Annotated in this window: 21 protein-coding genes; 14 read left to right on the forward strand and 7 right to left on the reverse strand. The window is 70.5% G+C overall.

The genetic code is table 11. From position 1 onward, the window contains the following. Positions 1-71 precede the first annotated feature (71 nt). The 3 genes from NR798_RS46670 (at position 72) to NR798_RS46680 (ending at position 4,144) form a co-directional block, all read left to right on the forward strand. A complete protein-coding gene (locus tag NR798_RS46670; RefSeq protein WP_375769115.1) occupies positions 72-1,970 on the forward strand; it encodes a protein kinase in 1,899 nt (632 codons plus the stop codon). Between the two features lie 75 nt (positions 1,971-2,045). After that, complete coding sequence (locus tag NR798_RS46675) at positions 2,046-2,768, forward strand: hypothetical protein (RefSeq protein WP_375769116.1); 723 nt, start codon at positions 2,046-2,048, stop codon at positions 2,766-2,768. A gap of 137 nt (positions 2,769-2,905) precedes the next feature. Then, the gene (locus NR798_RS46680) at positions 2,906-4,144 is read left to right on the forward strand and encodes a hypothetical protein (protein ID WP_375769117.1); all 1,239 of its coding nucleotides are present in this window, start codon (positions 2,906-2,908) and stop codon (positions 4,142-4,144) included. Between the two features lie 60 nt (positions 4,145-4,204). Here NR798_RS46680 and NR798_RS46685 read toward each other — a convergent pair whose 3' ends face one another. Next, positions 4,205-5,512, reverse strand: coding sequence for a hypothetical protein (locus NR798_RS46685; RefSeq protein WP_375769118.1), 1,308 nt, complete (start codon positions 5,510-5,512; stop codon positions 4,205-4,207). A 152-nt stretch (positions 5,513-5,664) separates the two neighbouring features. After that, positions 5,665-6,186 (reverse strand): hypothetical protein, encoded by a 522-nt coding sequence (locus NR798_RS46690; RefSeq protein ID WP_375769119.1) that lies wholly within the window; start codon positions 6,184-6,186, stop codon positions 5,665-5,667. 180 nt (positions 6,187-6,366) lie between these two features. On the opposite strand from NR798_RS46690, the gene NR798_RS46695 reads away from it, so the two are divergent. From NR798_RS46695 to NR798_RS46715, 5 genes are all read left to right on the forward strand, one after another. After that, positions 6,367-7,302: a peptidoglycan-binding protein gene (locus NR798_RS46695; protein ID WP_375769120.1), complete on the forward strand. Its 936-nt coding sequence runs from the start codon at positions 6,367-6,369 to the stop codon at positions 7,300-7,302. Between the two features lie 405 nt (positions 7,303-7,707). Then, positions 7,708-8,814: an esterase/lipase family protein gene (locus NR798_RS46700; RefSeq protein ID WP_375769121.1), complete on the forward strand. Its 1,107-nt coding sequence runs from the start codon at positions 7,708-7,710 to the stop codon at positions 8,812-8,814. 114 nt (positions 8,815-8,928) lie between these two features. Continuing rightward, the gene (locus tag NR798_RS46705) at positions 8,929-9,990 is read left to right on the forward strand and encodes a hypothetical protein (protein ID WP_375769122.1); all 1,062 of its coding nucleotides are present in this window, start codon (positions 8,929-8,931) and stop codon (positions 9,988-9,990) included. Between the two features lie 700 nt (positions 9,991-10,690). Next, positions 10,691-11,551 carry a hypothetical protein gene (locus NR798_RS46710; RefSeq protein ID WP_375769123.1) on the forward strand — a complete coding sequence of 287 codons (861 nt, stop codon included), beginning with the start codon at positions 10,691-10,693 and terminating at the stop codon, positions 11,549-11,551. A gap of 502 nt (positions 11,552-12,053) precedes the next feature. Then, on the forward strand, positions 12,054-12,401 hold the full coding sequence (locus NR798_RS46715) for a VOC family protein (protein ID WP_375769124.1): 348 nt from the start codon (positions 12,054-12,056) through the stop codon (positions 12,399-12,401). A 2-nt stretch (positions 12,402-12,403) separates the two neighbouring features. Here NR798_RS46715 and NR798_RS46720 read toward each other — a convergent pair whose 3' ends face one another. Both NR798_RS46720 and NR798_RS46725 read right to left on the reverse strand, forming a co-directional pair. Further along, entirely contained in the window at positions 12,404-13,186 is a 783-nt protein-coding gene (locus NR798_RS46720) for an SDR family NAD(P)-dependent oxidoreductase (RefSeq protein ID WP_375769125.1), read from the reverse strand. Between the two features lie 158 nt (positions 13,187-13,344). Next, the gene (locus NR798_RS46725; RefSeq protein WP_375769126.1) at positions 13,345-13,929 is read right to left on the reverse strand and encodes a hypothetical protein; all 585 of its coding nucleotides are present in this window, start codon (positions 13,927-13,929) and stop codon (positions 13,345-13,347) included. Positions 13,930-14,238: 309 nt separating this feature from the next. Here NR798_RS46725 and NR798_RS46730 point away from each other — a divergent pair, with 309 nt between their 5' ends. Together NR798_RS46730 and NR798_RS46735 are read left to right on the forward strand one after the other, a co-directional pair. After that, positions 14,239-15,315, forward strand: coding sequence for a DUF6402 family protein (locus NR798_RS46730; RefSeq protein WP_375769127.1), 1,077 nt, complete (start codon positions 14,239-14,241; stop codon positions 15,313-15,315). Continuing rightward, entirely contained in the window at positions 15,315-15,713 is a 399-nt protein-coding gene (locus tag NR798_RS46735) for a hypothetical protein (RefSeq protein WP_375769128.1), read from the forward strand. Before NR798_RS46730 ends, NR798_RS46735 begins: the two co-directional genes overlap by 1 nt. A 43-nt stretch (positions 15,714-15,756) precedes the next feature. Here NR798_RS46735 and NR798_RS46740 read toward each other — a convergent pair whose 3' ends face one another. Next, a complete protein-coding gene (locus NR798_RS46740) occupies positions 15,757-16,410 on the reverse strand; it encodes a molybdenum cofactor guanylyltransferase (protein WP_375769129.1) in 654 nt (217 codons plus the stop codon). 109 nt (positions 16,411-16,519) lie between these two features. Here NR798_RS46740 and glp point away from each other — a divergent pair, with 109 nt between their 5' ends. The 3 genes from glp to fdhD are packed head-to-tail and all read left to right on the forward strand — an operon-like array spanning position 16,520 to position 19,145. Then, positions 16,520-17,761: a gephyrin-like molybdotransferase Glp gene (gene glp, locus NR798_RS46745; protein WP_375769130.1), complete on the forward strand. Its 1,242-nt coding sequence runs from the start codon at positions 16,520-16,522 to the stop codon at positions 17,759-17,761. Further along, the gene (gene mobB, locus NR798_RS46750; protein ID WP_375769131.1) at positions 17,761-18,264 is read left to right on the forward strand and encodes a molybdopterin-guanine dinucleotide biosynthesis protein B; all 504 of its coding nucleotides are present in this window, start codon (positions 17,761-17,763) and stop codon (positions 18,262-18,264) included. Before glp ends, mobB begins: the two co-directional genes overlap by 1 nt. Continuing rightward, the gene (fdhD, locus tag NR798_RS46755; protein ID WP_375769132.1) at positions 18,261-19,145 is read left to right on the forward strand and encodes a formate dehydrogenase accessory sulfurtransferase FdhD; all 885 of its coding nucleotides are present in this window, start codon (positions 18,261-18,263) and stop codon (positions 19,143-19,145) included. The genes mobB and fdhD overlap by 4 nt, the downstream gene beginning before the upstream one ends. A gap of 32 nt (positions 19,146-19,177) precedes the next feature. Here the strand turns inward: fdhD and NR798_RS46760 are convergent, their stop codons facing one another. Next, positions 19,178-20,218: an Rpn family recombination-promoting nuclease/putative transposase gene (locus NR798_RS46760; protein WP_375769133.1), complete on the reverse strand. Its 1,041-nt coding sequence runs from the start codon at positions 20,216-20,218 to the stop codon at positions 19,178-19,180. Between the two features lie 62 nt (positions 20,219-20,280). Next, on the reverse strand, positions 20,281-21,201 hold the full coding sequence (locus tag NR798_RS46765; RefSeq protein WP_375769134.1) for a ribonuclease Z: 921 nt from the start codon (positions 21,199-21,201) through the stop codon (positions 20,281-20,283). Positions 21,202-21,290: 89 nt separating this feature from the next. Between NR798_RS46765 and NR798_RS46770 the strand changes: the two genes are divergently transcribed. Next, a complete protein-coding gene (locus tag NR798_RS46770; RefSeq protein WP_375769135.1) occupies positions 21,291-22,166 on the forward strand; it encodes a UbiA family prenyltransferase in 876 nt (291 codons plus the stop codon). Positions 22,167-22,177 lie beyond the last annotated feature (11 nt).

Genomic DNA, 22,177 nt, shown 5'->3' on the forward strand with positions numbered 1-22,177 from the left:
CAGGGTGGGGGATGTCCCGGGGGGGACGTTTCGTGGGACCATCCCCATACGCCTCCAGCGCCGTCCGCCCCATGTCCAGCGAAGCAGGCCCAGACAAGTCCGCTGATCTGCGCGAGACCCTCGAACCCTCGGTTCCCCGCCGCGAGCCCGGTGCGGATCCGTTGGTGGGGCACTGCATCGGCAGCTTCCGGCTCACCCGCAAGCTGGGCCAGGGCGGCATGGGCGCGGTGTACCTCGGCGAGCACGTGGACATCGGCAGCCGCGTCGCCATCAAGGTGCTGCACGGACGGCTCGCCGGCTCGCCCCAGGTGCTGCGCCGCTTCCACACCGAAGCGCGCGCCGTCAACCTCATCGGCCACGAGAACATCGTCAACATCATCGACATCAACCCCGCGCCGCCCCGGCCCTACCTCGTCATGGAGTACCTCGAGGGCGAGCCGCTCTCCGCGCTGCTCTCCCGCGGCCCCGTGCCCGCCGAGGTCGCCGTGGCGCTGCTCGCCCAGGTGTGCGACGCGCTCCAGGCCACGCACGCGCGCGGCATCGTCCACCGCGACCTCAAGCCCGAGAACCTCTTCCTCCTGCAGCGCGGCCACGGCCCCGCCTTCGTCAAGGTGCTCGACTTCGGCATCGCCAAGCTGCTGGACACCGACGAGGAGCGCGGCACCGACACCCAGGAGGGCGCCATCATCGGCTCGGCCGACTACATGGCCCCGGAGCAGTCGCGCGGAGAGGACCTCGACGGGCGCGCTGACCTCTACGCCCTGGGCGTCATCGCCTACCAGCTCGTCACCGGGCGCCTGCCCTTCGTCGAGCGCTCCCTCACCGCGCTGCTGCTCGCCCACCAGACGAAGCAGCCCATCGCCCCCACCGCGCTGAGCCCCGACGTGCCGCCCGCGCTCTCCAGCGTCATCCTCCGCGCGCTCGCCAAGGAGCCCGGGGACCGCTTCCAGAGCGCCTCGACGATGCGCAGCGCCCTCCAGGTGGCGCTCGACATGGTGCGCTCGCCGGCCGGCCCCGCGCGCACGCCCACGCCCCTGGGCACCCTCGCCCTGCGCACCGCCCTCGCCGTGCCCGTGCTGGTGACGGCCTGGCCCGGCGCCGCGGCCGAGCAGCTCACGTGCACGGACCTCACGCGCGGCGGCATGTTCCTGTGCACCGACCAGGCCCTGCCGCCGCTGCTCTCTCGCGTGGGGGTGGCCCTGTCGCACCCGGACGGCGAGCTCACGTGCGAGTGCGAGGTGGTGCGGCAGGTGCAACCCGAGGAGGCGCGCGCCTGGGGCATGGCCGCCGGCTTCGGCGTGCAATTCGTGGAGCCCTCCGTCTCCTTCAAGGCGGCGGTGGCGCACCTGATGCTGGGGCAGCCGCTCCACACCCTGCGCCCGCCCATGGACCCGGCCGCCGAGGCCGAGGTGGAGCAGGTGCTCGCCCCCTACCGCGAGCGCGGCACGGAGGACCTCTACGCCTTCCTCGCGCTGCCGCCGGACTCGGGCTGCGAGGAGCTGCGCGTGCGCGCGCGCCGGGCCTGCAGTGCGCTGGAGCGGCTGCGCGAGCGCCCCATCTCCCCCGCGCTGCGCGCCAAGGTGGAGACGGTGTTGGACCGGGTGCGCAAGGCCTCCGAGACGCTCAGCCAGCCGCAGCGCCGGGCCGCCTACGACGCCGAGCGGGGCAACTTCCAGGGCGTGGCGCGCTGCCTGGCCGCGGGGCTCACCGCCGCGCAGCTGGAGGAGCTGCGCCGCGACTTCCTCGCCCGCCGCCCTCATGCGCAGGGGCCGCTGCGCGTGCACCTCGCCACCGCCCAGGCCCACCAGCAGGCCGGGCTGCTCTCCCACGCGCGCGAGGCCTATGAGCGGGCCCTCATCCTGGATCCGCTCTCGCTGGAGCTGCACCGGCAGTACCTCGCCGTGTGCCGTGCACTGGGTACCTCCGGACGTCCGGGCCCCGGCTCCGGTGGCAAGGTGCCCATCGCCTGACGCTCGCGGCTCCCGGTAGCGCGGTGGGGCTCACGGCCCGCGTGCGTCCGTGCTAACTCCCGGTTGGCACTCCCTATGTCCTCCCAGACATCCGGCTCCGAGCCCCAGTCCTCCGCCGTGTCCCCGCAGGTGCGGCGCGTGGCCCTCTACGCGGTGGCCTCCGGCCTCACGCCCCTCATCCCCGTCCCCTTCCTCGACGAGTACGCCCTGCGCCGCGTGCGCGAGGGCATGGTGCGCACCATCCTCCGCGAGCGCTCCTTCTCCCCGCCGGACCGGACCGTCACCATGCTCGCCGGCCTCCACCCCCGCGAGGGCAGCCGCCTCCAGCAGTTCCTCAGCAAGACGGCCCTCTTCTCCCTGCGCCTCACCTGGCGCAAGGCCTACAGGCGCATGGCCACCGCCCTCTGGGTGAAGGACTGCGTGGACATGGCCTCCGTCTCCCTCCACCACGGCTACCTCCTGCAGCACGCCCTCGAGCGCGGGGACCTCGACGCCGCCTCCCTCGCCACCGAGGACGCCCCCCGCCGCGTGCACGCCGCCATCGACGCCGCCTGCAAGGAGCTGGACGCCCGCCCCGTCAACCAGGTGCTGCGCCGCCTCTTCGCCGGCAGCCGCCTGCTCCTCGCCGAGCTCTCCAAGGCCCTCGAGCAGTGGAATGGCGCCCCCCGCACTCCCCTGGAGGGCGAGGACCAGGAAGTCGCCTCCCTCGCGGACCGGCTCGCCGCCGCCATGTGGGAAGAGCGCGGCTACTTCCAATCCCTCGAGTCCCTCTACGCCAAACACCTCCAGGCCTCCTGACGGGCCCCCGCGCTCCGTGACGGCCACCCCGCTCGTCCGTCACGCCCTCGCCCATGGGCAGACAGAAGATTCCACCGTATTGACTTGAACCTGGAATTCCAGAAACTACCGGATAAGTCCCCTCCGGAAGGAATTCCATGCGCCCCCCGTCCTCGCCCGCGAAGCGCCGCGGTCCGCGTCTCCTCGCCCTGTTGCCCCTGCTCGCCGCCTGCGGGGGTGGCCTCGAGCCCGAGCCCGGCGCCCCCTCCGAGACGGGCACCCAGCAGTCCCCCGTCATCCTCGGCGCCAACCGCTATGGCGTGGTGACGGGCGGCATCTACAACTCCGGTGCCCAGCCGCTCAGCGACGCCACCTCGCGCTCGAAGTTCTTCTGCGAGATGCGCCAGCTCAACGCGAAGTGGCTGCGCATCGAGGCCGCCTGGCCGAACGTCTCCACCACCACCTACCAGCAGCTCGTCGCCGACGCGCACGCCAATGGCCTCAAGGTCATCGTGCTCTACACGCATCCGCAGTTCTGCGGAGACCCCAACAGCGGCGCCTCGCGCGACGCGTACATCAACGACTACCTCACCAACAAGGTGAGCTGGTGGACGTACAACGTCTTCAACACCTCGCTCAACGGCTGGTCCACCCGCGCCGACGCCATCGAGGTGATGAACGAGCCGAACATCGCCGAGCCGTGCCCCGATGGCCGGACGCCCTTCCGCGTGGAGCCCAACACCTTCGCCTGGGCGGTGCGCCGGGTGAAGGAGTGGAAGCAGGCCAACGGCCGCTCCGAGCTCATCATCTCCGGCGGCATCCTCAACACGTACACCACCGAGTCCTTCTGGACGGGCCTGTTCAACTCGGGCGCGCTCACCGCCTACAAGGGCAACCCGCCCTGGGACTACTTCGGCATCCACCCCTACAACCCGTGGAGCTACGACTGGAACTGCCTCAACAGCGGGGGCGGCTCGGCGTGCTTCGGCAACTACAGCTCCGGGTACAAGTACACGCTGCGCACCGGCCTGCAGACGGTGCAGAGCCGCCTCAACACCGCCACGGGCGTCACCACCAACCGCCTCTTCGTGACGGAGTTCGGCTTCCAGGACCGCGGCTCCGTCACCGCGCCCGACAACGCCGTGCGCAACGAGGCCGAGGTCGCCGAGGCCATGCGCATCTCCGCCGAGTCCTTCGGGGACTCGGGCGTGGTGGACTACGCGCTCTGGTACAGCTACCGCAATCACACGGATGGCTCGGGCAACTTCGGCCTGCGCAACTGGTGGAACGGCTCCACGCACTACCCCTCCAAGTGGGAGCCGTGGCACGAGTTCCAGAAGCTTTCCAAGGGCCTCACCGCGCGCACCGGTGACAGCCCCGACGCCTGTTGGCTGTAGCAGTCGCGGTACCGGGGCGGAGGCGGTGTCTGCTCGTGTCGCCGCCTCCGCCTTTCTGCGCTACTGCGTCATGTAGAAGAGGCCCAGGCACATCTCGTCGCCCGTGCCCTCGCCCCAGTTGGCCTCCGCCGCGCCGGGAGCGCTGTTGTTCCAGTGGCACTCCAGGCGCAGCTTGTCCCCTGGCTGGAGCACGCGCGGCTGCGTCAGCGCGTAGGACGCCTGCCAGTGGAAGTCCCAGCGCGGAATGTCGAGCAGGCACTCGCGCGCGGAGGAGGCGCGCTCGATGTCCAGCCGCGTGCTCGTGCCCAGCGTGTGCATGTGCAGCGCGACGGAGTGCACCGTGAGCGGCTGGTTCTTCTGGAAGGTGCCCCCCGTGAGCACGTCCGCCACGCTCGTGGGATCGAACGCCCAGGCGTGCACGACGTCCGCCTGGCCCGCGGGAATGTTCATCGTCTTCTGGGAGACCCACTCGGGGTTGGTCCAGGGCTGCACGAAGGCCACCTTGTCCACGCTGGCGTCCACCTTGAAGGCCACCGAGGTGCGATCCGGGCCCGCCACGGGCGTGTCGTGGAGCCCGTGGCCCGTGTTGTAGTGCACCTGGAGGATGACCTTGGAGCCCGCCTGCACGCGCAGGCCCGTGCCCGCCGGGTAGTCCATGCCCGGACTGCCGGGCGCCCATGAGCCGAGCCACGCGACCTGGCCCCCGTTGAGCCCCGGCCCTCCGAAGCAGGTGTAACCCGGCCCCTCCTCCTTGTCGTCGAGCGCCTGCGCCACCGCCACCTGGGACGGCTCGGCGAGGAACGCGATGACGTGGTGGACGATGCCCATGTTGCCCGGGTTGGCCCGGAAGCCCGTCACGTAGCGCGTGTCCGCGTACGGCCAGTCGAGCACGAAGCAGCGGTAGTCGTCCGGGGCCTGCCGCGGCGTGTACTCGGTGGGCATGTGCAGCGTGGCATCCACGCGCGACAGTCCTCCTGGCGGCGGGGCGGGCGTGCCGGGCGCGTCGGCCGGGTTGCCCTCGGCGGCGCCCTCGTCCACCCAGCGCGTGATGAGCGCGAGCTGCTCGTCGCTCAGCGAGCGGTCATCCTGGTACTGCGCGCACTCGTTCGACGGCGGCCAGGGCGGCATGTGGCGCGACTGCACGGCGGATTTGATGGCCTCGCGCTGCTCGTGCGCCTGCGCGTACGTCTGGAATGCCATGGGCCCGATGCCTCCCTCCACATGGCATCCACCGCACTTCTGCTGCACCAGCGGCCCCACGGCCCTGTGCCACGTGACCGCGGGCTGGGGCTGGGGCTTGGGCTCGTCCTCACACGAGGTGAGCACGGCGGCCATCAGGAGCGCGCTGGCTCCAGCGATTCGACGCATGACGGGTTTCCTCCTCGAGGGGCGCGGATTGTCTCCATCCGCCTGCGCCTCGGGGCCGCCATGCTTCGCCAGTCATCACCAGTGGACAGGCTCCACGGGGTGAACGTGGAGCAGTAGACCTCACCCCGCCCTCTCCCAGAGGGAGAGGGTGTTCAGTGCAACAGATTGCCGGCCTCGCCCTCGCTGGCGTCCGCGCGGCCCTCGATGCGCACCACCGCTTCCTTGAAGCTCTCCACGTACCGGCGCAGCTTCTCCCCCAGCTGCACCGAGGGGCTGTCGTAGCGCGCCAGGCACAGCGTCACCGCCCGCCCCCGCACAGGGTCTTCCCCCGGCACCAGCGTCGTCTCCCGCGCCTCGCCGAACACCAGCCAGTCCAGCTTCCACAGCGCGTCCAGCAGCTGCGCGAAGTGCTGCTCCATCTCCTCGCGCAACGAGTCCGGCAGCCCGTGCACGTCGCTGTACTCCGAGCAGTCCCGCAGGAAGCGCTCCACCACCGCGCTCTCCTCCGCCCGCTCCGGCACCTCGTGCGAGAAGGAGCACGCCATCGCCCCCTCCAGCAGCCGCGCCAGCTCCTCGCCGCGCGTCACCAATGCCAGCCTCGGGCCGTCCTCCTGCCGCACCACCCCATCCTCCAGCCGGAGGAACGTCTCCCCCGCCATCGTGTCGAGTCTCATCCTGATCGCCACGTTCCCCTCCCGGAACCCGCGTCCCTCCAGAGTACCGGCCCCCGGCCCCGCGTGGCAGCTTTTTGCCTCCCCGTGGATCACCCGCAATCGACACGTGTGAGGAAACTTCTTCCCGCCACCTACGAAAATAGGAGCAGGTTTCCCACTCCGCTCCCCCGAGGCCCCGTCATGGTCGCCATCGCCCGCTCCTCCGCCGCGCTCGCCCCCCGCGCCAGCGCCGCCCTCGCCGCCCCCCCCACGCTCCGCCTGAATGCGAAGGGCGCCGCCGTCACCACCCTCCAGAACAAGCTCAAGGCCGCCGGCTTCAACCCCGGCGCCGCCGATGGCTCCTTCGGCCCCAAGACGCTCGCCGCCGTGAAGGCCTTCCAGAAGGCCAAGGGCCTCGAGGCCGATGGCATCGTGGGCCCCAAGACGTGGAGCGCCCTCAACAAGGCCGCCGCCCCCAAGCCCCCCGCCCCCGCCTCCTCCGGCGGCTCCGGCCCCACCCTGCGCGAGGGCGCCCGCGGCGAGCCCGTCAAGGCCCTGCAGAACCGCCTCAACCAGCTCGGCTTCAACACCGGCGCCGCCGATGGCTCCTTCGGCCCCAAGACCGAGGCCGCCGTGAAGGCCTTCCAGAAGGCCAAGGGCCTCACCGCCGATGGCGTCGTCGGCCCCAAGACGTGGGACAAGCTCGGCATCAAGGTGTCCGGCCCCGTCACCAACCCCGGCACCGGCGGCGGCCGCGCCGTCAACGGCTACGTCAACGGCGTGGCCCGGCGCATCACCGTCTCGCCCATCGCCGGGGGCAAGGAGCTGCGCTCGGACGCCGCGGCCGCCTTCAACCGCATGCACGCCGCCGCCAAGGCCGCCGGCATCAACCTCCACGTCAACAGCGCCTTCCGCACCATGGAGCAGCAGCGCGACCTCTACCAGAAGTACCTCAACGGCACCGGCAACCTCGCCGCCAAGCCCGGCTACTCCAACCACCAGGGCGGCATCGCCCTGGACATCAACGTGGGCGGCACCGGCACCTCCACCTATAAGTGGCTGGCCAACAACGCGAGCCGCTTCGGCTTCGCCCGCACCGTCCCCTCCGAGCCCTGGCACTGGGAGTACCGGCCGTAATTCCGGGCCCCACCCGCTGCCCCCCCCGCCCCCGCCCCTCCCCCGAGGCGCGGGGGTTTTCGTTTTCTCCCCTCGCCCCGGCTGTCCGAAAACACGTCGTTGCCTGTCCTCTTCCAGGACAGTGCGGGTACGTCCGTGTAACCCCCTGGCATTCCAGGACTCTCGCCCTCCGAGAGCCCGCGGCGGCCTTCCGGGCGCGACGTTGACTGGAGCATCAATGCTCCACTTCTCCCACATGACGCAATGCGTCGTCCCCGCAACGATGACGCAGCGGGTCTGGCGCGAGGATTGCTCGGGTTGCAGCTCGCCCGGAGGCCACCCGAAGCTCCGGTCTCCCCTGCTGTCCCGCTCTCACCCCCACCTGCCCTGACCGGCTCGCCGGCAGGGACACCCCATGGAGTCCCCATGAAGAAGCTGCACACCCTCCTGATCGCGCTGTGCGCGCTCGGACTCACCACCCAGGCGCACGCCGGCGCCGCGAAGACGACGTACCCCGTGGTGTTCGCCCACGGCATGGCTGGCTTCGACGACATCCTCGGCTACGACTACTGGGGCGACGACTACGGCATGTTCGTGGGCGACACCTGCGGCCTCTTCGAGATTCCCTGCAACGAGGACATCAACAGCGGCCAGAAGAGCTTCATCGGCCAGGTGCAGCCCTTCCAGAACTCCGAGGTGCGTGGCCTGGACCTGGCCAACGACATCGAGGGCTACATGGCCAGCACGGGCTCCACGCGCGTGAACCTCATCGGCCACTCGCAGGGCGGCCTGGACGCGCGCAAGGCGGCCAAGGTGCTCTACACCCGCAAGGGCTACACCGTGGTGAGCGTGCTCGTCAGCGTGTCCTCGCCCCACCGCGGCTCGCCCGTGGCCAAGTACATCCTGGACCTCAAGCCCGGCGTCACCAGCGTCATCTCCGCCCTGGCCGAGTTCTACGGCAACGTCGTCTACCAGTCGGGCAATGACGCCATCGCCGGCGCCAAGCAGCTCGTCTACAACGACTACAGCTCCACCGACGGCCTCACCACCGGCGCCAAGGCCTTCAACGTCAACAACCCCATCGACTCGCGCTACGCCTCCCGCTACGTCTCGCTCATCACCGCGCAGAACGGCGTCAACGTGAACCCCGCCCTCTGGCTGCTCAGCGAGTTCATCTACGACATCGACGGCGACGGCTACTGCCTGGACGACTGCGACAACGACGGCGCCGCCGGCAAGGGCGACGGCATCGCCAACGAGGCGGATGACGACGGCCTGGTGGGCATCAACTCGCAGCAGATGGGCTACCGGCTGAAGTACACCGAGTACGCGCTGGGCTTCGACTACGTCGGCACCGACGCCAACGTCCCCTACATGGGCAACATCAACACGCCCAGCGCCTCCTCGCAGATGACCTCCACCTCGAGCGTCATCAGCCAGGACCACATGGACGTGGTCGGCGTGGGCCCGGACACCTTCGATGAGCCCGAGTTCTACGCGGCCATCATCGACTACATCGCCTACTTCGACTGAGCCACGGCCGTCCCCGCAGTCCCCCCCCCGGAAGGGCCCCCCATCGCGCGCGAGGGCCTTCCGGGGGTAGCCTTGTCCCCAGCTTCCGCCCCCCACCCCGAGATGAAGCCGCCCATGAACCGTCGGAAGGCTCCGCTGCTGCTGGCTTTCGTGCTGCTCCTCGCCGGCTCCGCCCTGCTCGTCTTCAAGACGCGTCCCGAGCCGGCCTCCTCCCCCGAGGCGGCCCCGGCGCGAGCCAAGGCGCCAGCCCCCGTCGGCTCCCAGGGCTTCTCGGCCCAGGGCCCCTGGGCGCCCGCGGACGGTGAGCAAGCGCGCGAGGCCGGCCTGGAGCGGCCCGAGAAGGACATCGTCTCCTACCTGCGCTCGCGCTACGGCGCCCACATCCGCGACCCGCATACGCAGATGCGCATGCTCGAGCAGCTCATGCGCCACTTCCAGAAGCTCAACCCCACCGGCTGGGAGGCGGACCTGCTGGCCGTCCTCAAGCAGGCCTTCCCCGAGCTGTATGACGAGCTCGTCCAGCGGCTGCACCAGCGCCTGGACTACGAGAAGTGGGTAAAGGAGCACCACGCCGGGCTGAAGGACAAGCCCGAGGCCGAGCGCCGCGCCGCCATCTGGGAGGAGCGCACCCGGCTGTTCGGCAAGGAGACGGCGGAGAAGATCTGGGTCGCCGAGCTGCGCAACCTCGCCGTGTCCGACTCGCTCAAGGCCATCGACGCGCTGCCCAATGCGAGCGTCGGCGAGCGCATGGCGGAGTACAAGAAGGGCCTGGAGAAGGCGTATGGCGAGAACTCGCAGGCGTACGTGCAGGCCCACCAGCAGGAGCTGATGAACCGCTTCCTGGACCTGGGCTCGGTGCAGAAGGACCTGGGCACCCTGCCGCCCGAGCAGCGCGCGCAGAACCTGCGCACCATCCGCAAGGAGATGGGCCTGGACGAGGAGGCCCTCCAGCGCTGGGAGGACCTGGACCGGGTGCGCGACACGCGCTGGGAGGTGGGCTCGCAGTACATGTCCGAGCGCGAGGCCCTGGCCCAGCAGTACTCGGGGCCGGAGCTGGAGGCGCGGCTGACGGAGCTGCGCGCGCGCTACTTCTCCGAGGAGGCGCAGACCATCGCCGACGAGGAGCAGAGCGGCTTCTTCCGCTTCACCCGCCCCCGGCAGTGGGGCCGCAACTAGCTCCGCTCCTCCTCACCTGCTTGGGGGAACGGGTTATCGTCGAGGGACAACGAACGGACCGAGTTCTATGTCACTCGCACTGATGGCGGTTCTCTTCGAGCTCGCGGTTGCCGGAAGTCCCCCTCCACCGTCGTCGCTGACGCACTGGCCGCCGGTTCTTCCGTGCACGAAGTGGACGCTCCTCTCGACGACCGAATCGCTCACGTGGAGGGCGTCGACCGGCGAGACGATTCCGCTCTCCTTCCCGGCCGAGACGTCCGGAGGCGCGGCGCTCGATGTCTCACCGCGCTTCAACGAGATTCTCCGCACGGATGCCTCCGCGACGGGTGCGGAGTTCTCATTCGCCATCGGCTGTCGTGGTCCGAATCGGAGCGGCTCGATTACCTGGACTTGCTCGGGTCCGGGCTGCCTCGTTCAGGCCGAATACCCGGAGATGCCGCCTCCCGCCTGGGCCGAACCCGCGCCCCACTGCGGCGACCCGTGCGATCGACTCTCCGCGGGCCAATCGACCCATCAAGACAGCGCCGAGCTCGTGCGGTTTGGACGGACGGCCTTCTCGGAGATGGCTCGTCTCCTGAAAATCGCATGCGCGGGTGAGCGATGCGACCCGAGTCTGCATCAGGTTGCGGACACGGCGGTGCGACTGACAAACCCGTCCCTCGGCTGGCAACCGCTTCGGGTGTCGCGGGAGACTCCCGCCATGGAAGAATTCGACGGTCCGGGCGGCGTCGCCGAATTCGTCGCCTCAAGTGGCGAACCCGTGGCCGTTCGTTGCCTCCGCCTCACCGATGTGCTCGGAAACCCGCTGCGCTGTGGCGTCTCGTTCCAGGCTGGACACGTGACCGCCGAGTACGCCGGACACGGGGTGGAAGGCATTTCCAGCATCTGGATCGACTCCGCGGACCGCATCTCGTTCAGCAAACGCGACGGGCTTCGTCTCGAGAACGCCACGCTGGCGACGCGGCCCGTCCCAGAGAGGCCGGCCGCGCCGTTCGTGCCTCGGTCCGAAGCAGAGCGGGAAGCGGAGCATGCAACGCCGGTCGTGGCGTTCGGAGATGTCCGCGAGGGCCTCCTGAACGCGGGATCGTTTGTCCTCGGATCCTCAGTGCCGCTCGTAGCGGGTTCCCTCAGCGCCGGCCGGATCAATGACCAGCGCGTTCTCCTCATGGGCGGTCAGGCGCTGGGTGGCGCAGCCCTGAGCGTGTTGCCCTCGATGTGGCTCGACGGCTCTTCGCCCTGGCGGGGTTGGGGCCCTGGCATGGGTGGTGCCATCAAGATGACCACGTTCAGCGCGGGTGCGCTCACCGCCCCGCTCCTCGGCGCGGTCGGGACGTGGGGGACCGGTGAGTTGCTGCAGGGAAGCCGCAATCCGGCTGCGGCGTTCGGCGGTGTGCTCGCCGGAGCCGCCGTGGGGACACTCCTGTCGCTCGGAGTCAACTACCTGCTCAGGGAACTCCCGCGCGAGTTTCAGCCCGCGACCCTCGGCCTGACGATCGGGTTCATCGGCTCAGGTGCGACGATCGGCTACGAGCTGCTCGGCGGTGGACCCCGCCCCCGGTAGCCGCGCAGGGCAGTCGGGCCCACCGCGCTCACTCGGGACACAGCCCACCCCTCGCCTGCCTCCACACCTGACGCAGGCCAACACGTCCACCGCGACTGTCCTGCGTAGCAGCCCCGCGAAAGTCTACTGGCGGCGTCCTCTCCTTCCTCGGCTCCTGCCTCGCCCCTGTTTCAGGCGCCACTCTCGCCTCCTCTGCTCCTACCTGGGGGCGCGTCACGCTCCTCTCCTCCGCACCTGCTTGGGGGAGCATCCGCGTGTGCTGCGAAGGTATCTGCTCCGGGGCGCGGTTGGCTCCGCTCGGCGGGTGGGAACGCGCGCGGGTCCGACACTTCCCGGTCGACGTCCCTGGCAAGACCCGGGAGACTGCGAACGAGAGGAGGATGTCGTGTTCAAACGCGCGTTGGTGGGTGCCGCTCTGATGGCCGTGGCGGTGATGTCGAGCTCCCTGGGGTGCCGGTCCGCTCAACGGCCGGGGCCCGACACCCGCACAGAGGGAACTTCAATGAATGCCATTCACTACCTGGAAATCGTCAGCAACGACGCCGACGCCCTCTGTGGGCTCTACGAGCGCGTGCATGGTCTCTCCTTCGGTCCTCCAGATGCGGACCTCGGGCAAGCCCGTGTCGCGACAGCGCGGGATGGAACCCTGGTGGGCATTCGCAAGCCCCTGGCCGCGCACGAGGCGCCCATCCTCCGGACCTACGTCGCGGTGGACGACATCCAACGAGCCGTGAAGGAGGCCGAGAACCAGGGCGCTCTCGTTGCCTACCCTCCGACCCGGCAGGGGCAGAGGGGAAGCTTCGCCATCGTCATCCAGGGAGACGTGCAACACGGCTTCTGGCAGCCCTAGTCTCAGCGCGCGGTATAGCCGCCGTCCACCACGAGCTCGGCGCCGGTGACGTAGCGCGAGGCGTCCGAGGCCAGGTAGGTGATGGCCTCGGCGATGTCCTCGGGCTCGCCCATGCGGCCCAGCGGTGAGGCGCCCTCCAGCTTCTTCCACGCATCGTCCTCGTTGCCCACCTGCTGGACGAAGCCGTCCCACCAGTCCGCGTTCTGCCAGATGGGCGTGCGCACCCCGCCCGGGAACACCGAGTTGACGCGGATGCCGTCCGGCGCGCACTCCATGGCCACCGCCTTGCTGAGCATCCGCACCCCGCCCTTGCTCGCCGAGTAGGCCGCCGTCCCCGGACTGCCCACCAGCCCGGACACCGAGGCCACGTTGACGATGGAGCCCCCGCGCTTGCCCAGGCGCATGGTGCGCACCGCGTACTTGGTGCCCAGGAAGACGGCGTCCAGGTTCACCGACATCTGCTCGCGCCACTCGGCCATGCTCATCTCCGCCACCGAGCGCGAGATGGCGATGCCCGCGTTGTTCACCAGCACGTCCAGCCGCCCATACACGTCCAGCGTGCGCGCCATCACCTTCTGCCACGTCACCTCGTCCGTGACGTCGTGCACCACGAAGAAGGCCAGCCCTCCGGCCGCGCGGATGTCCTGCGCCACCTGCTCGCCCCCAGGCGCGATGTCCGTCACCACCACCCGCGCACCCTCCCGGCCGAACATCAGCGCCGTGGCCCGCCCGATTCCCGAAGCCGCCCCCGTCACGAGGGCCACCTTGTCCTTCAATCGACTCATAGAGGCCGCACCACCCTCGCCCGCTCCACCCGGAGGAGGTCCTGGGTGAGAACGCACGTTACCTGAGTTGCGGACCTTTCCCGTGGTGTAATTTTCAAGAAGGACTGAAGTTCACGGACTCGGAGTGGAGGCACCGAGGCTCCGAGTACGGCTGCACGTCACCTGCCGCGCGAGCCGCCACCCCGGCTGGTGCCCCGCCGCTCCGGGCTCTGCCTGGCCCCGCCGCGCTGCGTGCCACGGCCCCCCGGCGGAGACGCCCGCCCCGAGGTGCGCTCGCCCGGCCCCGCCTTCTTGCGAGCCGTCCGCGCCGCCGCGCTCCGAGGCGCCCGGCGCTCACCCGTGCTCGCCGCCGGGGCACTCCGGGCCGCCCGGCGCGGCGTGGCGGTGCGCTTCGCCACGGCTTCCGCCTGCTTGCGGCGATGGCGCGAGGGGCCCAGCTTCTCGCCCGTCTCCAGGTCCACCGTCTCGCGCGCGATGAGCTTGTTGAAGTTGCTCCGGTGCCCGTGCGCATGCGCCGAGTAGACGAGCGCCAGCTTGTTCTCCTCGAACTTCTCGAAGAACTCCTCCCAACTGATGGGCTCCAGCGTCCCCCGCCCCCCGTAGCCCGGGAAGTCGATCCGCAGGATGCCCGTATGGCGCTCGTCCCCCGTCCCCGTCACCATCGAGGGCCGCCCACAGCGCAGCTCCGCCCACTGGCGGATCTCCTCATGGTCGATCGTTACGTGAGAACTCTTCGTCGTCATGGCGCACCCCCTGGCCCCCTCCTTATTGAGGGTGCACCTCGCCGCCTCCGGTAACCACCCTCCGCCCCCTCGGGGAGCCCCCTTTTCCACGGAGCGCCAGAGGGTGGCTCGGAGCACGGGCGGACGGAGCAGGGCCTCGGGTGGATGCAACCCGGGGGACGGAAACCCTCACCCCGTCCCTCTCCCGGGGGGAGAGGGGAACTTGGGGCGGGTGGCTTGCTGGCGCCTCGCCCCTGCTCTTCCCGTGGACTCGGAGGGTATGGCAGCTTGGTGCCCAGGGCCCGCACCGGTGACTTTCGAGAGGTGGCCATGAGCAACAAGACGTTCTGCCCCCATGGAATGCCGCCCCTCCTGTGCCTCAAGTGCCAGCAGCAACGGGCCGAGCCCACCCCGCAAGCCCCCTCCTGGAACAAGGCCTCCCCGTTGCTCGCCCAGGTCCCGGTGACGCAGGCCAGGCCGCAGCAGGCGCAGGCCGCCGCGGGCTCCGGGTTCGACATCACGCAGATTCCCGCCGTCATGGACAAGCTCGGGGCCGTGCAGGGCCCGCGCTTCATGCGCAGGTGGTTCAATGGCCCCGCCTTCGAGCTGCCCATGGACTTCAAGACGGGCCGCAAGGACGCGCGCCTGTTGGACAAGGCCCACCGTCTGGAGGACCTGCCCTTCGAGTGGCTGGAGAAGTCCAAACGGGTGGGCCCCACCGTGAAGTCGGTGGTGGAGGAGCTCTCCGACGTCTACGAGTTCAATGGGCGGGTCGGACGGCTCAAGAACGCCCTCGACCAGCTCTCGCCCGGGCTGATCGTCCTCATGGAGAGGCTGGAGGCCCTGGGGCTGCTCCACGCCAAGCAGGGGCGCCTCAAGGATGGCTCGAGGTCCTTCGGGGACCTGTCCGCCCTCGACCTCGATTACACGGCCCAGTTCAACCGCGTGGACGTGGGAACGTCCTTCGTGGAGAAGGCCTTCGATGACCTGGACGATGTCTACTTCGCCCTGGGCTCCTTCTCCCTCAAGCTCGCCGCCACCCAGCTGCGCACCTACAGCGATCACCATGGCTACCCCGCCATCGAGATCAGCGAGCTCGGCCTGTACGTGCGTGACACGTACGACTTCCTGAACAAGAAGGGCGAGGATCAGCTCCTGGGCTACTGGAACGACTCGGGCGTCAAGAAGCCCGACCCCGTCGAGTACTTCTCGGAGCCCAAGAGCATCACCCGGGCCGGGAAGTCCTACTTCAAGGTGACGAACGGCAGCTTCAATGAGCACCGCCGCCGCACCGGCAAGGGCGGTGACTTCCTCGCCTTCTCCACCGTCAAGCACGTTCCCGTCTCCATCCTCGTGCACCTGGGCAGCATCGACTTCGACGAGTACCTGGGCAGAAAGAGCAAGTGATGGCAGCCCGTCCGCTCCGCTTCGTGCTCGTGGGAGGGCTCCTCCTGCTGCTCGTGGCCCCTCCGGTGGGGTACTACCTGTATCTGAAGCGAGTGGCCGCCCAGCGCGCCGAGGTGCTGGGCGTCGACTGGAACCCCAGCCACACATGCTCCATCACGACCTACGTCCCCTCCCTGGGAGAGAATTCGGCCAGCAGCCGCTTCTTCCGCCTCTTCAGCTCGCGCGCCTTCTTCCGCGTCCACGACGCGCAGGGCAGGCTCTTGCGCAGCTCCGAGTGGCTTCTCTTCCAGAACGAAGCCGATGACGAGCCCCCGCGCTGGGTGAGCGAGGGACAGGTGGTCTACCCCACCTCCCAGGGCTACGAGGGCTGGGCCCTTCCCGAGTGCGGCCCCGAGTGAGCGTGGGGCCTCGGGGGGATGCAACCCGGGGTCCGTGGCACCCTCACCCCGGCCCTCTCCCGGGGGGCGAGGGGAGTTTGGGGAGGGTGGCCTGGTGGCGCACGAGGTCCTCCGGCGTGTTCACGCTCACCACCGCGCGCAGCTCCGCGTCCACGGCCTTCAGTGATTCCTCGGCCAGGAGCTTCGTCCGGCAGCGGGCGAGCAGGCTTCGCAGGGACGGCTCCTCCGTCCTCAGGGCCTCGCCCCACTCGTCCGCCAGCGTCCTCCGGTACAGCGCCAGCAACGGCTCCACCCGCCCGCCCACCGTGAAGCACACCGCGTCCACCTCGGGCCCTCGCGCCTCCAGCAGCACCCGCACCGCCGCCTCCGACACGAAGGGCATGTCGCACGCCACCGCCAACACCCACTCCGTCCCCGCCCCCACCAGCGCCGCGTGCACCCCTCCCGGCGCTCCCCTCCCACGCACCACGTCCTCCACCGTCCGCAGGTGGAAGCGCGCATAGGGCCCCGGCTCGTTTGCCACCAGCAGCACGTCCCCGCACAGCCGGCCCAATTCCAGCACCCGCTCCAGCACCGTCCGGCCCTCCACCTCCAGCAGCCCCTTGGCCACTCCGCCCAGCCGCTCGCCCTTCCCGCCCGCGATGACCGCCAGCGTCACCTCCGGGTACTCCGGCCCGCTTCGTTCCCTTTCGCTCACGCCGAGCCTCCTCGCGCCTCCGCGCTCCCCATGCTCCGTCCGCTGGTGGAGGCTACCTTCACTCCGGCCCCCACACGCCCCACCCCTGCGCTAAAGCTCCCTGAGCGACATGTCCCTCACCCCGCTCTCCACCGCCCGCCAGGACGCCCTCGACGCGATTCGCCCCGCGAACCCCGTGTACGTCCCTCTCCTGGAAGCCCTCGGCCGCTTCCTCGCCCAGGACATCGTCGCCGCACGCTCGCTCCCCGGCTGCCCCGTCTCCGCCATGGATGGGTATGCCGTCCGCGCCGAGGACACCTCCGGCTCCAACCGCGACCGCCCCGCCCGGCTGCGCGTCGTCGACACCGTCTACGCTGGCCACCTGCCCTCGCGCACCCTCCAGGCCGGCGAGGCCTCGCGCATCTTCACCGGCGCGCCCCTCCCCGAGGGCGCCAACGCCATCGTCCGCCAGGAGGCCACCGTCGTCCCCGCCGAGGGGCTCGTCGATGTCTGTGTCGCTGTTCCCCCCGGCAAGGACATCCGCCCCACCGGAGAGGACATCCTCGAGGGCATGCCCCTGCTGCGCGCCGGACAGCGCATCGAGGCCTCCATGCTCGGCGTGCTCGCCTCCATGGGCGACCCCCAGGTCCTCGTGCGTCCGCGGCCCCGCGTCGCCGTGCTCGCCACCGGGGACGAGCTGGTGCCTCCCGGCGCTCCCGCGCTGCCCCACCAGGTGTACGAGAGCAACCTCGTCCTCGTCGCCGCCCTGGCTCGCGAGGCCGGCGCCCACGTCGTGGAGCAGCGGCGCGCCCGCGATGAGGATGAGGAGTTGCGCGCGGCCCTGCGGTGTCTGGCCGGCGGCACCGATGTGCTCATCACCACCGGCGGCGCCTCCGTGGGCGACAAGGACCGCGTGAAGAGCCTCCTCGCGGAGCTGGGCGCCACGTTCCTCGTGGATGGCGTGGCCCTCAAGCCCGGCAAGCCCGTGGCCGTGGCGAGGCTCTTCGACGGCACCGTCATCGTGCTCCCCGGCAACCCCGGCGCCGCCACCGTCGCCTTCGACCAGTTCGCCCGGCCCCTCCTGCTGCGCTACCAGGGCGTCTCCGAGGAGCGCCAGCGCGTGCGCGTCCGGCTCGATGCCGAGCGCCACAAGCAGGCCGGCTTCACCTACCTCATCACCGGCAGCCTGGAGACGCGCGAGGACGGACAGGTGTGGACCCGGATGCGCTCGCAGGGCGCCGGGCAGCACCTGCAGAACATCGGCGCCGAGGGCTACGCCGTCCTCCCCCCGGGCCGCGCCGACTTCGCCGCCGGGGACGAGGTGGACTTCGAGCGCTTCGACCGGCCCCGCTTCCTTCCGGTGGAGCCGTGATGCGTCCGCCCGCGCTCGCCGTGGTGGGCTGGTCCGGCTCGGGGAAGACGACGCTCCTCACGCGGCTGGTGCCCGAGTTGCGCCAGCGGGGCCTGCGCGTGGGCGTGGTGAAGCACTCGTCCGATGCGCACCCGCTGCACCGCGAGGGCAGTGACACCGCGCGCTACGCCGAGGCCGGTGCCACCTTCGTCGCCTTCGCCAACCCGGCTGGCGTGCAGCTCACCTTCCCCGAGCCTCCCGGAGAGGTGCTGGCCCTGCTCGAGCGCTTCGCCGGCAGCGTGGACCTGGTGCTCGTCGAGGGGTGGAAGCAGGGGCCGCTGCCCAAGCTGGAGGTCTGGCGCGAGGGGCTCGGGCCGCTGCTCGCGGCGGAGCGGCGGGACGTGCTCGCGGTGGTGGCGGAGGCCGAGGTGCCCGGGCCGGTGCAACGGTTCGCGCCGGACGACGTGCAAGGCATTGCCACCTTCCTCCAGCAGTGCCTGCGGGACGGAGTGCTATCGCGATGAGCGAGGACAGACACGGGGCGCCCCTGCCCCCAGGCGTCACCCGGCGGCCCGTGCGGCGCTACACCGCGGATGGCCGGCTCGCGCCCGTAGAGCCGGACACCGTGGCCCTCGAGGAGCCGCTCGACATCCGAATCAGCGGGGACACGGTGGCCGTCACCATGCGCACCCCGGGCGCGGACCGCTACCTCGTCACCGGCTTCCTCTTCGCCGAGGGCCTCATCCACTCGGCCGAAGACCTCGGAGGGCTCGCCCACTGCGGCAGGCCCGGCGAGGAGGGCTACGGCAACACCGTCGAGGTGACCCCCGCCCCCGGGCTTGTCATCGACCTGGAGCGCATGGGCGCCACGAAGCGCGGCACGCTGACCACCGCGGCCTGTGGCGTCTGCGGCCGGCGCAGCGTGGATGACCTGATGGCCACGTGCAGCCCCGTGCCCCCGGGCCCGGAGCTTCCCGCCGCGGTGCTCGCCCACGCCACCGAGCACCTGCGCTCCGTGCAGCCCAACTTCGCCCGCACCGGTGGAGTCCATGCCGCCGCCGCGCTCGACGAGCGAGGCACGGTGCTCGCCGCCTTCGAGGACGTGGGCCGTCACAACGCCGTGGACAAGGTGGTGGGCGCACTGCTGCTCGAGCATGGGTTGCGCTCGGCACGGGCCTCGCAACCGGCGGCGATGCGCCCCACCGTGCTGGTGGTGAGCGGGCGCGTCAGCTTCGAGATCATCCAGAAGGCCGCCGTGGCCCGGTGCCCCTTCGTGGCCAGCGTCTCCGCCGCGAGCTCACTCGCCATCGACCTGGCGGAGCGCGCGGGCATCACGCTCGCCACCTTCGTGCGCAACGGCCGCTTCAACGTGTACACCCACCCCGAGCGCATTCGCGAAGGCTGAGCCCCCGCGCCGCCGCGTCCGGGTGGGCCGCGCTACTGGGCCGGGCCGTCCAGCACGTCGCGAAGGCTGGTGGCGTTCAGGGCGCGATCGAACCAGCGATCCAGGGCCGCCCCGTCCGTGCAGGAGAGGATGTGCTGCCGGGACGCCTCGTCGACCTGCACGCCCCGCGCGGTGAGAATCCGGAGCACCGCCTCGGCACGCTCTTGGATTCGGCCCTTCGCCAAGCCCTCCTCCAGGCCCTTGGCCAGACCCTTCTCCAGACCCTTCTGAACTCCCTCCTCAATCATTTCCTCGGCCCAGGTTCCCATCAGCTCCTCCGCTCGTTGCTCATCCACCAACGAATGTAACACCTGCCGTGCCGCTGCCTGGACGGTCCTGCCCTCGGTGCAAAGCAGGTAACGGATGACCAACACCAGATGCTCGGCGCCCTCGGGAGCGGCCTGCATCTGAGCGAAGAGCGCCACCCAGTCCGGCAGCTTGCGGGCCAGTTCCCCGGTGCGTCCGTAGCGCAGCACCAGCCACGCCAGCCGGGCTAGTGGCGGGCCAGCACGAGCGCTCAGCGCTTCTTCCCGCTCGGCCGTCAGGTCATCGAGCAGGTACTCGAAACGTGGCACCAGCGCTCGCCACTGCACCTGCTTCTCCTGTCCTTCCGGCAGGTCGAAGAGGTCCTCCACCCGGCGCGGTGCCGTCCAGGTGCCCTCGGCCCCGTGGTACATGACGAGCGGGATGATGAGGGGCAACTTCTCGCTCTTCGGGTGCTCCTGGCGCCAGCGCTCTACCTGGCGCACCACGTAGCGCAGCATCCTCAGCGCCATCCACGGGTCCACCGTGGACTGATGTTCGAGGAGCACGTACAGCAGCAGCGGCTGGCCCGAGCGCAACTGGGCCGTGAAGAGCAGATCGCTCTCGGTCTCGCGCAGTTCCGGATCCACCACGCTGCCGTGCTCCCGCCGCAAGGACGACCAGTCCACGTCGGAGACGACATGCGCGGGCAGCACGGCGCGCAATTCCGCAGCGGCCCGCTCGGGGTGGCCGAAGGTGTAGCGGGCAAAGAGGTCATGCGGTCCCGACATGGCGAACCGCACCCCAAGCATGGAGCGGGCCAATACCGACCCCAGGCTCTAGCGGAAGCGGCTCACACCGCCCGGACGCGCTTGGGCACCTCGACGTGGTCCAGGTCCCGCACCGCCACCACGTCCTGCACCAGCGCCTGCGCCTCCTGCACGAACGCCGCCGTGTCCTCGTAGCGCTGCGAGAAGTGCGTGAGCACGAGCCTCCTCGCCCCCGCATTCCGCGCCACCTCCGCCGCCTGACGCGCCGTCATGTGGAAGTGGCTGTGCGCCTCCTCGCGCTCGCTGTCCAGGTACGTCGACTCGCACACCAGCAGGTCCACCCCCTCCGCGAGCCGCCCCGCGTTCGCGCACGGCCGCGTGTCCATGATGAACGCGAAGGACTGTCCCTCCCGCTTCTCACCCACGTCCTCCAGGCGCACCGTGCGGCCCTCCACCTCGACCACGCCCCGCCGCTGCAGCTCCCCGACCCGAGGCCCCGACAGCCCATGCTCCGCCAGCCGGCTCGGAATGAGCTGCACCCGCGCGGGCTCCTCCAGCCGGAAGCCGAACGTGTCCACCGAGTGCTCCAGCCGCGCCGCCGACAGCTCGAAGCCCTTCGTCTTCGCCACCACCCCGTCCTTCGCGATGGGCCTCGGCACGATGGTGGCCTTGTCCATGAAGACGGTGGCGTGCCGGAGCCGCTCGTAGAAGGCCTGCCCCGAGGCCGGGTAGTAGATCTCGACCGGATGCGGCGCCGAGTCCAGCGAGAGCCGCTGGATGATGCCCGGCAGCCCCAGCGCGTGGTCCCCATGGAAGTGGGTGATGCAGATGCGCGTCACCTGCCGGGACGACAGCCCCGCGTACAGCATCTGCCGCTGGGTGCCCTCGCCCGGATCGAAGAGGATGCCCTCCTCATCCCAGCGCAGGAAGTAGGCGTTGTGGTTGCGGTGACGCGTCGGCACCTGGCTGGCGGAACCGAGGACGATGAGCTCCCGATTGGACATACACATGCCTCCCGCGACCCGGCGCGAATGACGGACGATGCACCCAGACCCGCGCTCGCGCTCGTTCCTGACGGGATAACGTTCCGGCGGTGTGCTCCCTGCTCGTCCTCCTGGCTCGCGCCAACCTCGTCATGGCCCTCGGCATGGCCGCGGCGGCGTGGCTGGCCCAGGTGCTCGCGGGCCTGCCAGCCGAGCCCCTCCCGCCCCTCCTCACCTTCCTCGTCATCTACGCCATCTACAGCCTCGACCGGGTGACGGAGCTGCACGCCGACCGCCTCACCCATCCCGAGCGGGCGAGCTTCTCCCAGCGTCATGCCCGGCTCATCCGGGGCTCGGCCGGGGCCGCCTACGTCCTCGCGCTCGTGCTGGCGGGGAGCCGGGGCCCCTGGAGCGTGGCCGTCACGCTGCTGCCGCTCGCCGCCCTGCTCCTCTACAGCTTCCCCGTCCTCCCCCGGGCCGTGGCGCGCCGGGTGGGCTTCTCCCGCCTCAAGGAGGTGTTCGTCCTCAAGAACCTGTGGGTCGCCGCCACCCTGGCCGCCACGCCCGTGCTGCTCGCGGGCGTGTTCCACGGCGGGGTGGGGCACAGCACGCCCCTGCTGGCCATCGGCGCCTTCCTGCTCGGGCGCTGGGCCATCAACGTCATCCTCTTCGACGTGAGGGACGAGGCGGGAGACCGCGCCAACGGCCTGCGCACCCTCCCCGTCGTCCTGGGCCGAGCTCGCACCCTGCGCCTGCTCCAGGGCCTCAACGCGCTGCTGGCCGTGCTCGCGGTGGCGGTGCCCCTGCTCGGACTGGCACCGCCGCGCTTCGCGCTCCTCGGGCTGAGCTGCCCGTATGCCTGGGCCTACCTGCGCCAGGTGGAGCGCTCCCGGGACATCCACTTCCTCTGTGACGTCGTCTCCGACGGGGAGCTGCTGGTGCTGGCCGGCGCGGTCCTGCTCGTCACCCGGCTCGCGGGCTTCTGAGGCTCACGGGG

This window comes from Archangium gephyra, assembly GCF_042230915.1.
In the GTDB taxonomy this organism is placed as follows: Bacteria; Myxococcota; Myxococcia; order Myxococcales; family Myxococcaceae; genus Archangium; species Archangium gephyra_B.

Excerpts from the sequence above, each read along its gene's own strand:
- NR798_RS46670 (WP_375769115.1), top strand. The coding sequence starts at position 72 with ATGTCCAGCGAAGCAGGCCCAGACAAGTCCGCTGATCTGCGCGAGACC.
- NR798_RS46675 (WP_375769116.1), top strand. The coding sequence starts at position 2,046 with ATGTCCTCCCAGACATCCGGCTCCGAGCCCCAGTCCTCCGCCGTGTCC.
- NR798_RS46680 (WP_375769117.1), top strand. The coding sequence starts at position 2,906 with ATGCGCCCCCCGTCCTCGCCCGCGAAGCGCCGCGGTCCGCGTCTCCTC.
- NR798_RS46685 (WP_375769118.1), bottom strand. The coding sequence starts at position 5,512 with ATGCGTCGAATCGCTGGAGCCAGCGCGCTCCTGATGGCCGCCGTGCTC.
- NR798_RS46690 (WP_375769119.1), bottom strand. The coding sequence starts at position 6,186 with ATGAGACTCGACACGATGGCGGGGGAGACGTTCCTCCGGCTGGAGGAT.
- NR798_RS46695 (WP_375769120.1), top strand. The coding sequence starts at position 6,367 with ATGGTCGCCATCGCCCGCTCCTCCGCCGCGCTCGCCCCCCGCGCCAGC.
- NR798_RS46700 (WP_375769121.1), top strand. The coding sequence starts at position 7,708 with ATGAAGAAGCTGCACACCCTCCTGATCGCGCTGTGCGCGCTCGGACTC.
- NR798_RS46705 (WP_375769122.1), top strand. The coding sequence starts at position 8,929 with ATGAACCGTCGGAAGGCTCCGCTGCTGCTGGCTTTCGTGCTGCTCCTC.
- NR798_RS46710 (WP_375769123.1), top strand. The coding sequence starts at position 10,691 with ATGGAAGAATTCGACGGTCCGGGCGGCGTCGCCGAATTCGTCGCCTCA.
- NR798_RS46715 (WP_375769124.1), top strand. The coding sequence starts at position 12,054 with ATGAATGCCATTCACTACCTGGAAATCGTCAGCAACGACGCCGACGCC.
- NR798_RS46720 (WP_375769125.1), bottom strand. The coding sequence starts at position 13,186 with ATGAGTCGATTGAAGGACAAGGTGGCCCTCGTGACGGGGGCGGCTTCG.
- NR798_RS46725 (WP_375769126.1), bottom strand. The coding sequence starts at position 13,929 with ATGACGACGAAGAGTTCTCACGTAACGATCGACCATGAGGAGATCCGC.
- NR798_RS46730 (WP_375769127.1), top strand. The coding sequence starts at position 14,239 with ATGAGCAACAAGACGTTCTGCCCCCATGGAATGCCGCCCCTCCTGTGC.
- NR798_RS46735 (WP_375769128.1), top strand. The coding sequence starts at position 15,315 with ATGGCAGCCCGTCCGCTCCGCTTCGTGCTCGTGGGAGGGCTCCTCCTG.
- glp (WP_375769130.1), top strand. The coding sequence starts at position 16,520 with ATGTCCCTCACCCCGCTCTCCACCGCCCGCCAGGACGCCCTCGACGCG.
- mobB (WP_375769131.1), top strand. The coding sequence starts at position 17,761 with ATGCGTCCGCCCGCGCTCGCCGTGGTGGGCTGGTCCGGCTCGGGGAAG.
- fdhD (WP_375769132.1), top strand. The coding sequence starts at position 18,261 with ATGAGCGAGGACAGACACGGGGCGCCCCTGCCCCCAGGCGTCACCCGG.
- NR798_RS46760 (WP_375769133.1), bottom strand. The coding sequence starts at position 20,218 with ATGTCGGGACCGCATGACCTCTTTGCCCGCTACACCTTCGGCCACCCC.
- NR798_RS46765 (WP_375769134.1), bottom strand. The coding sequence starts at position 21,201 with ATGTCCAATCGGGAGCTCATCGTCCTCGGTTCCGCCAGCCAGGTGCCG.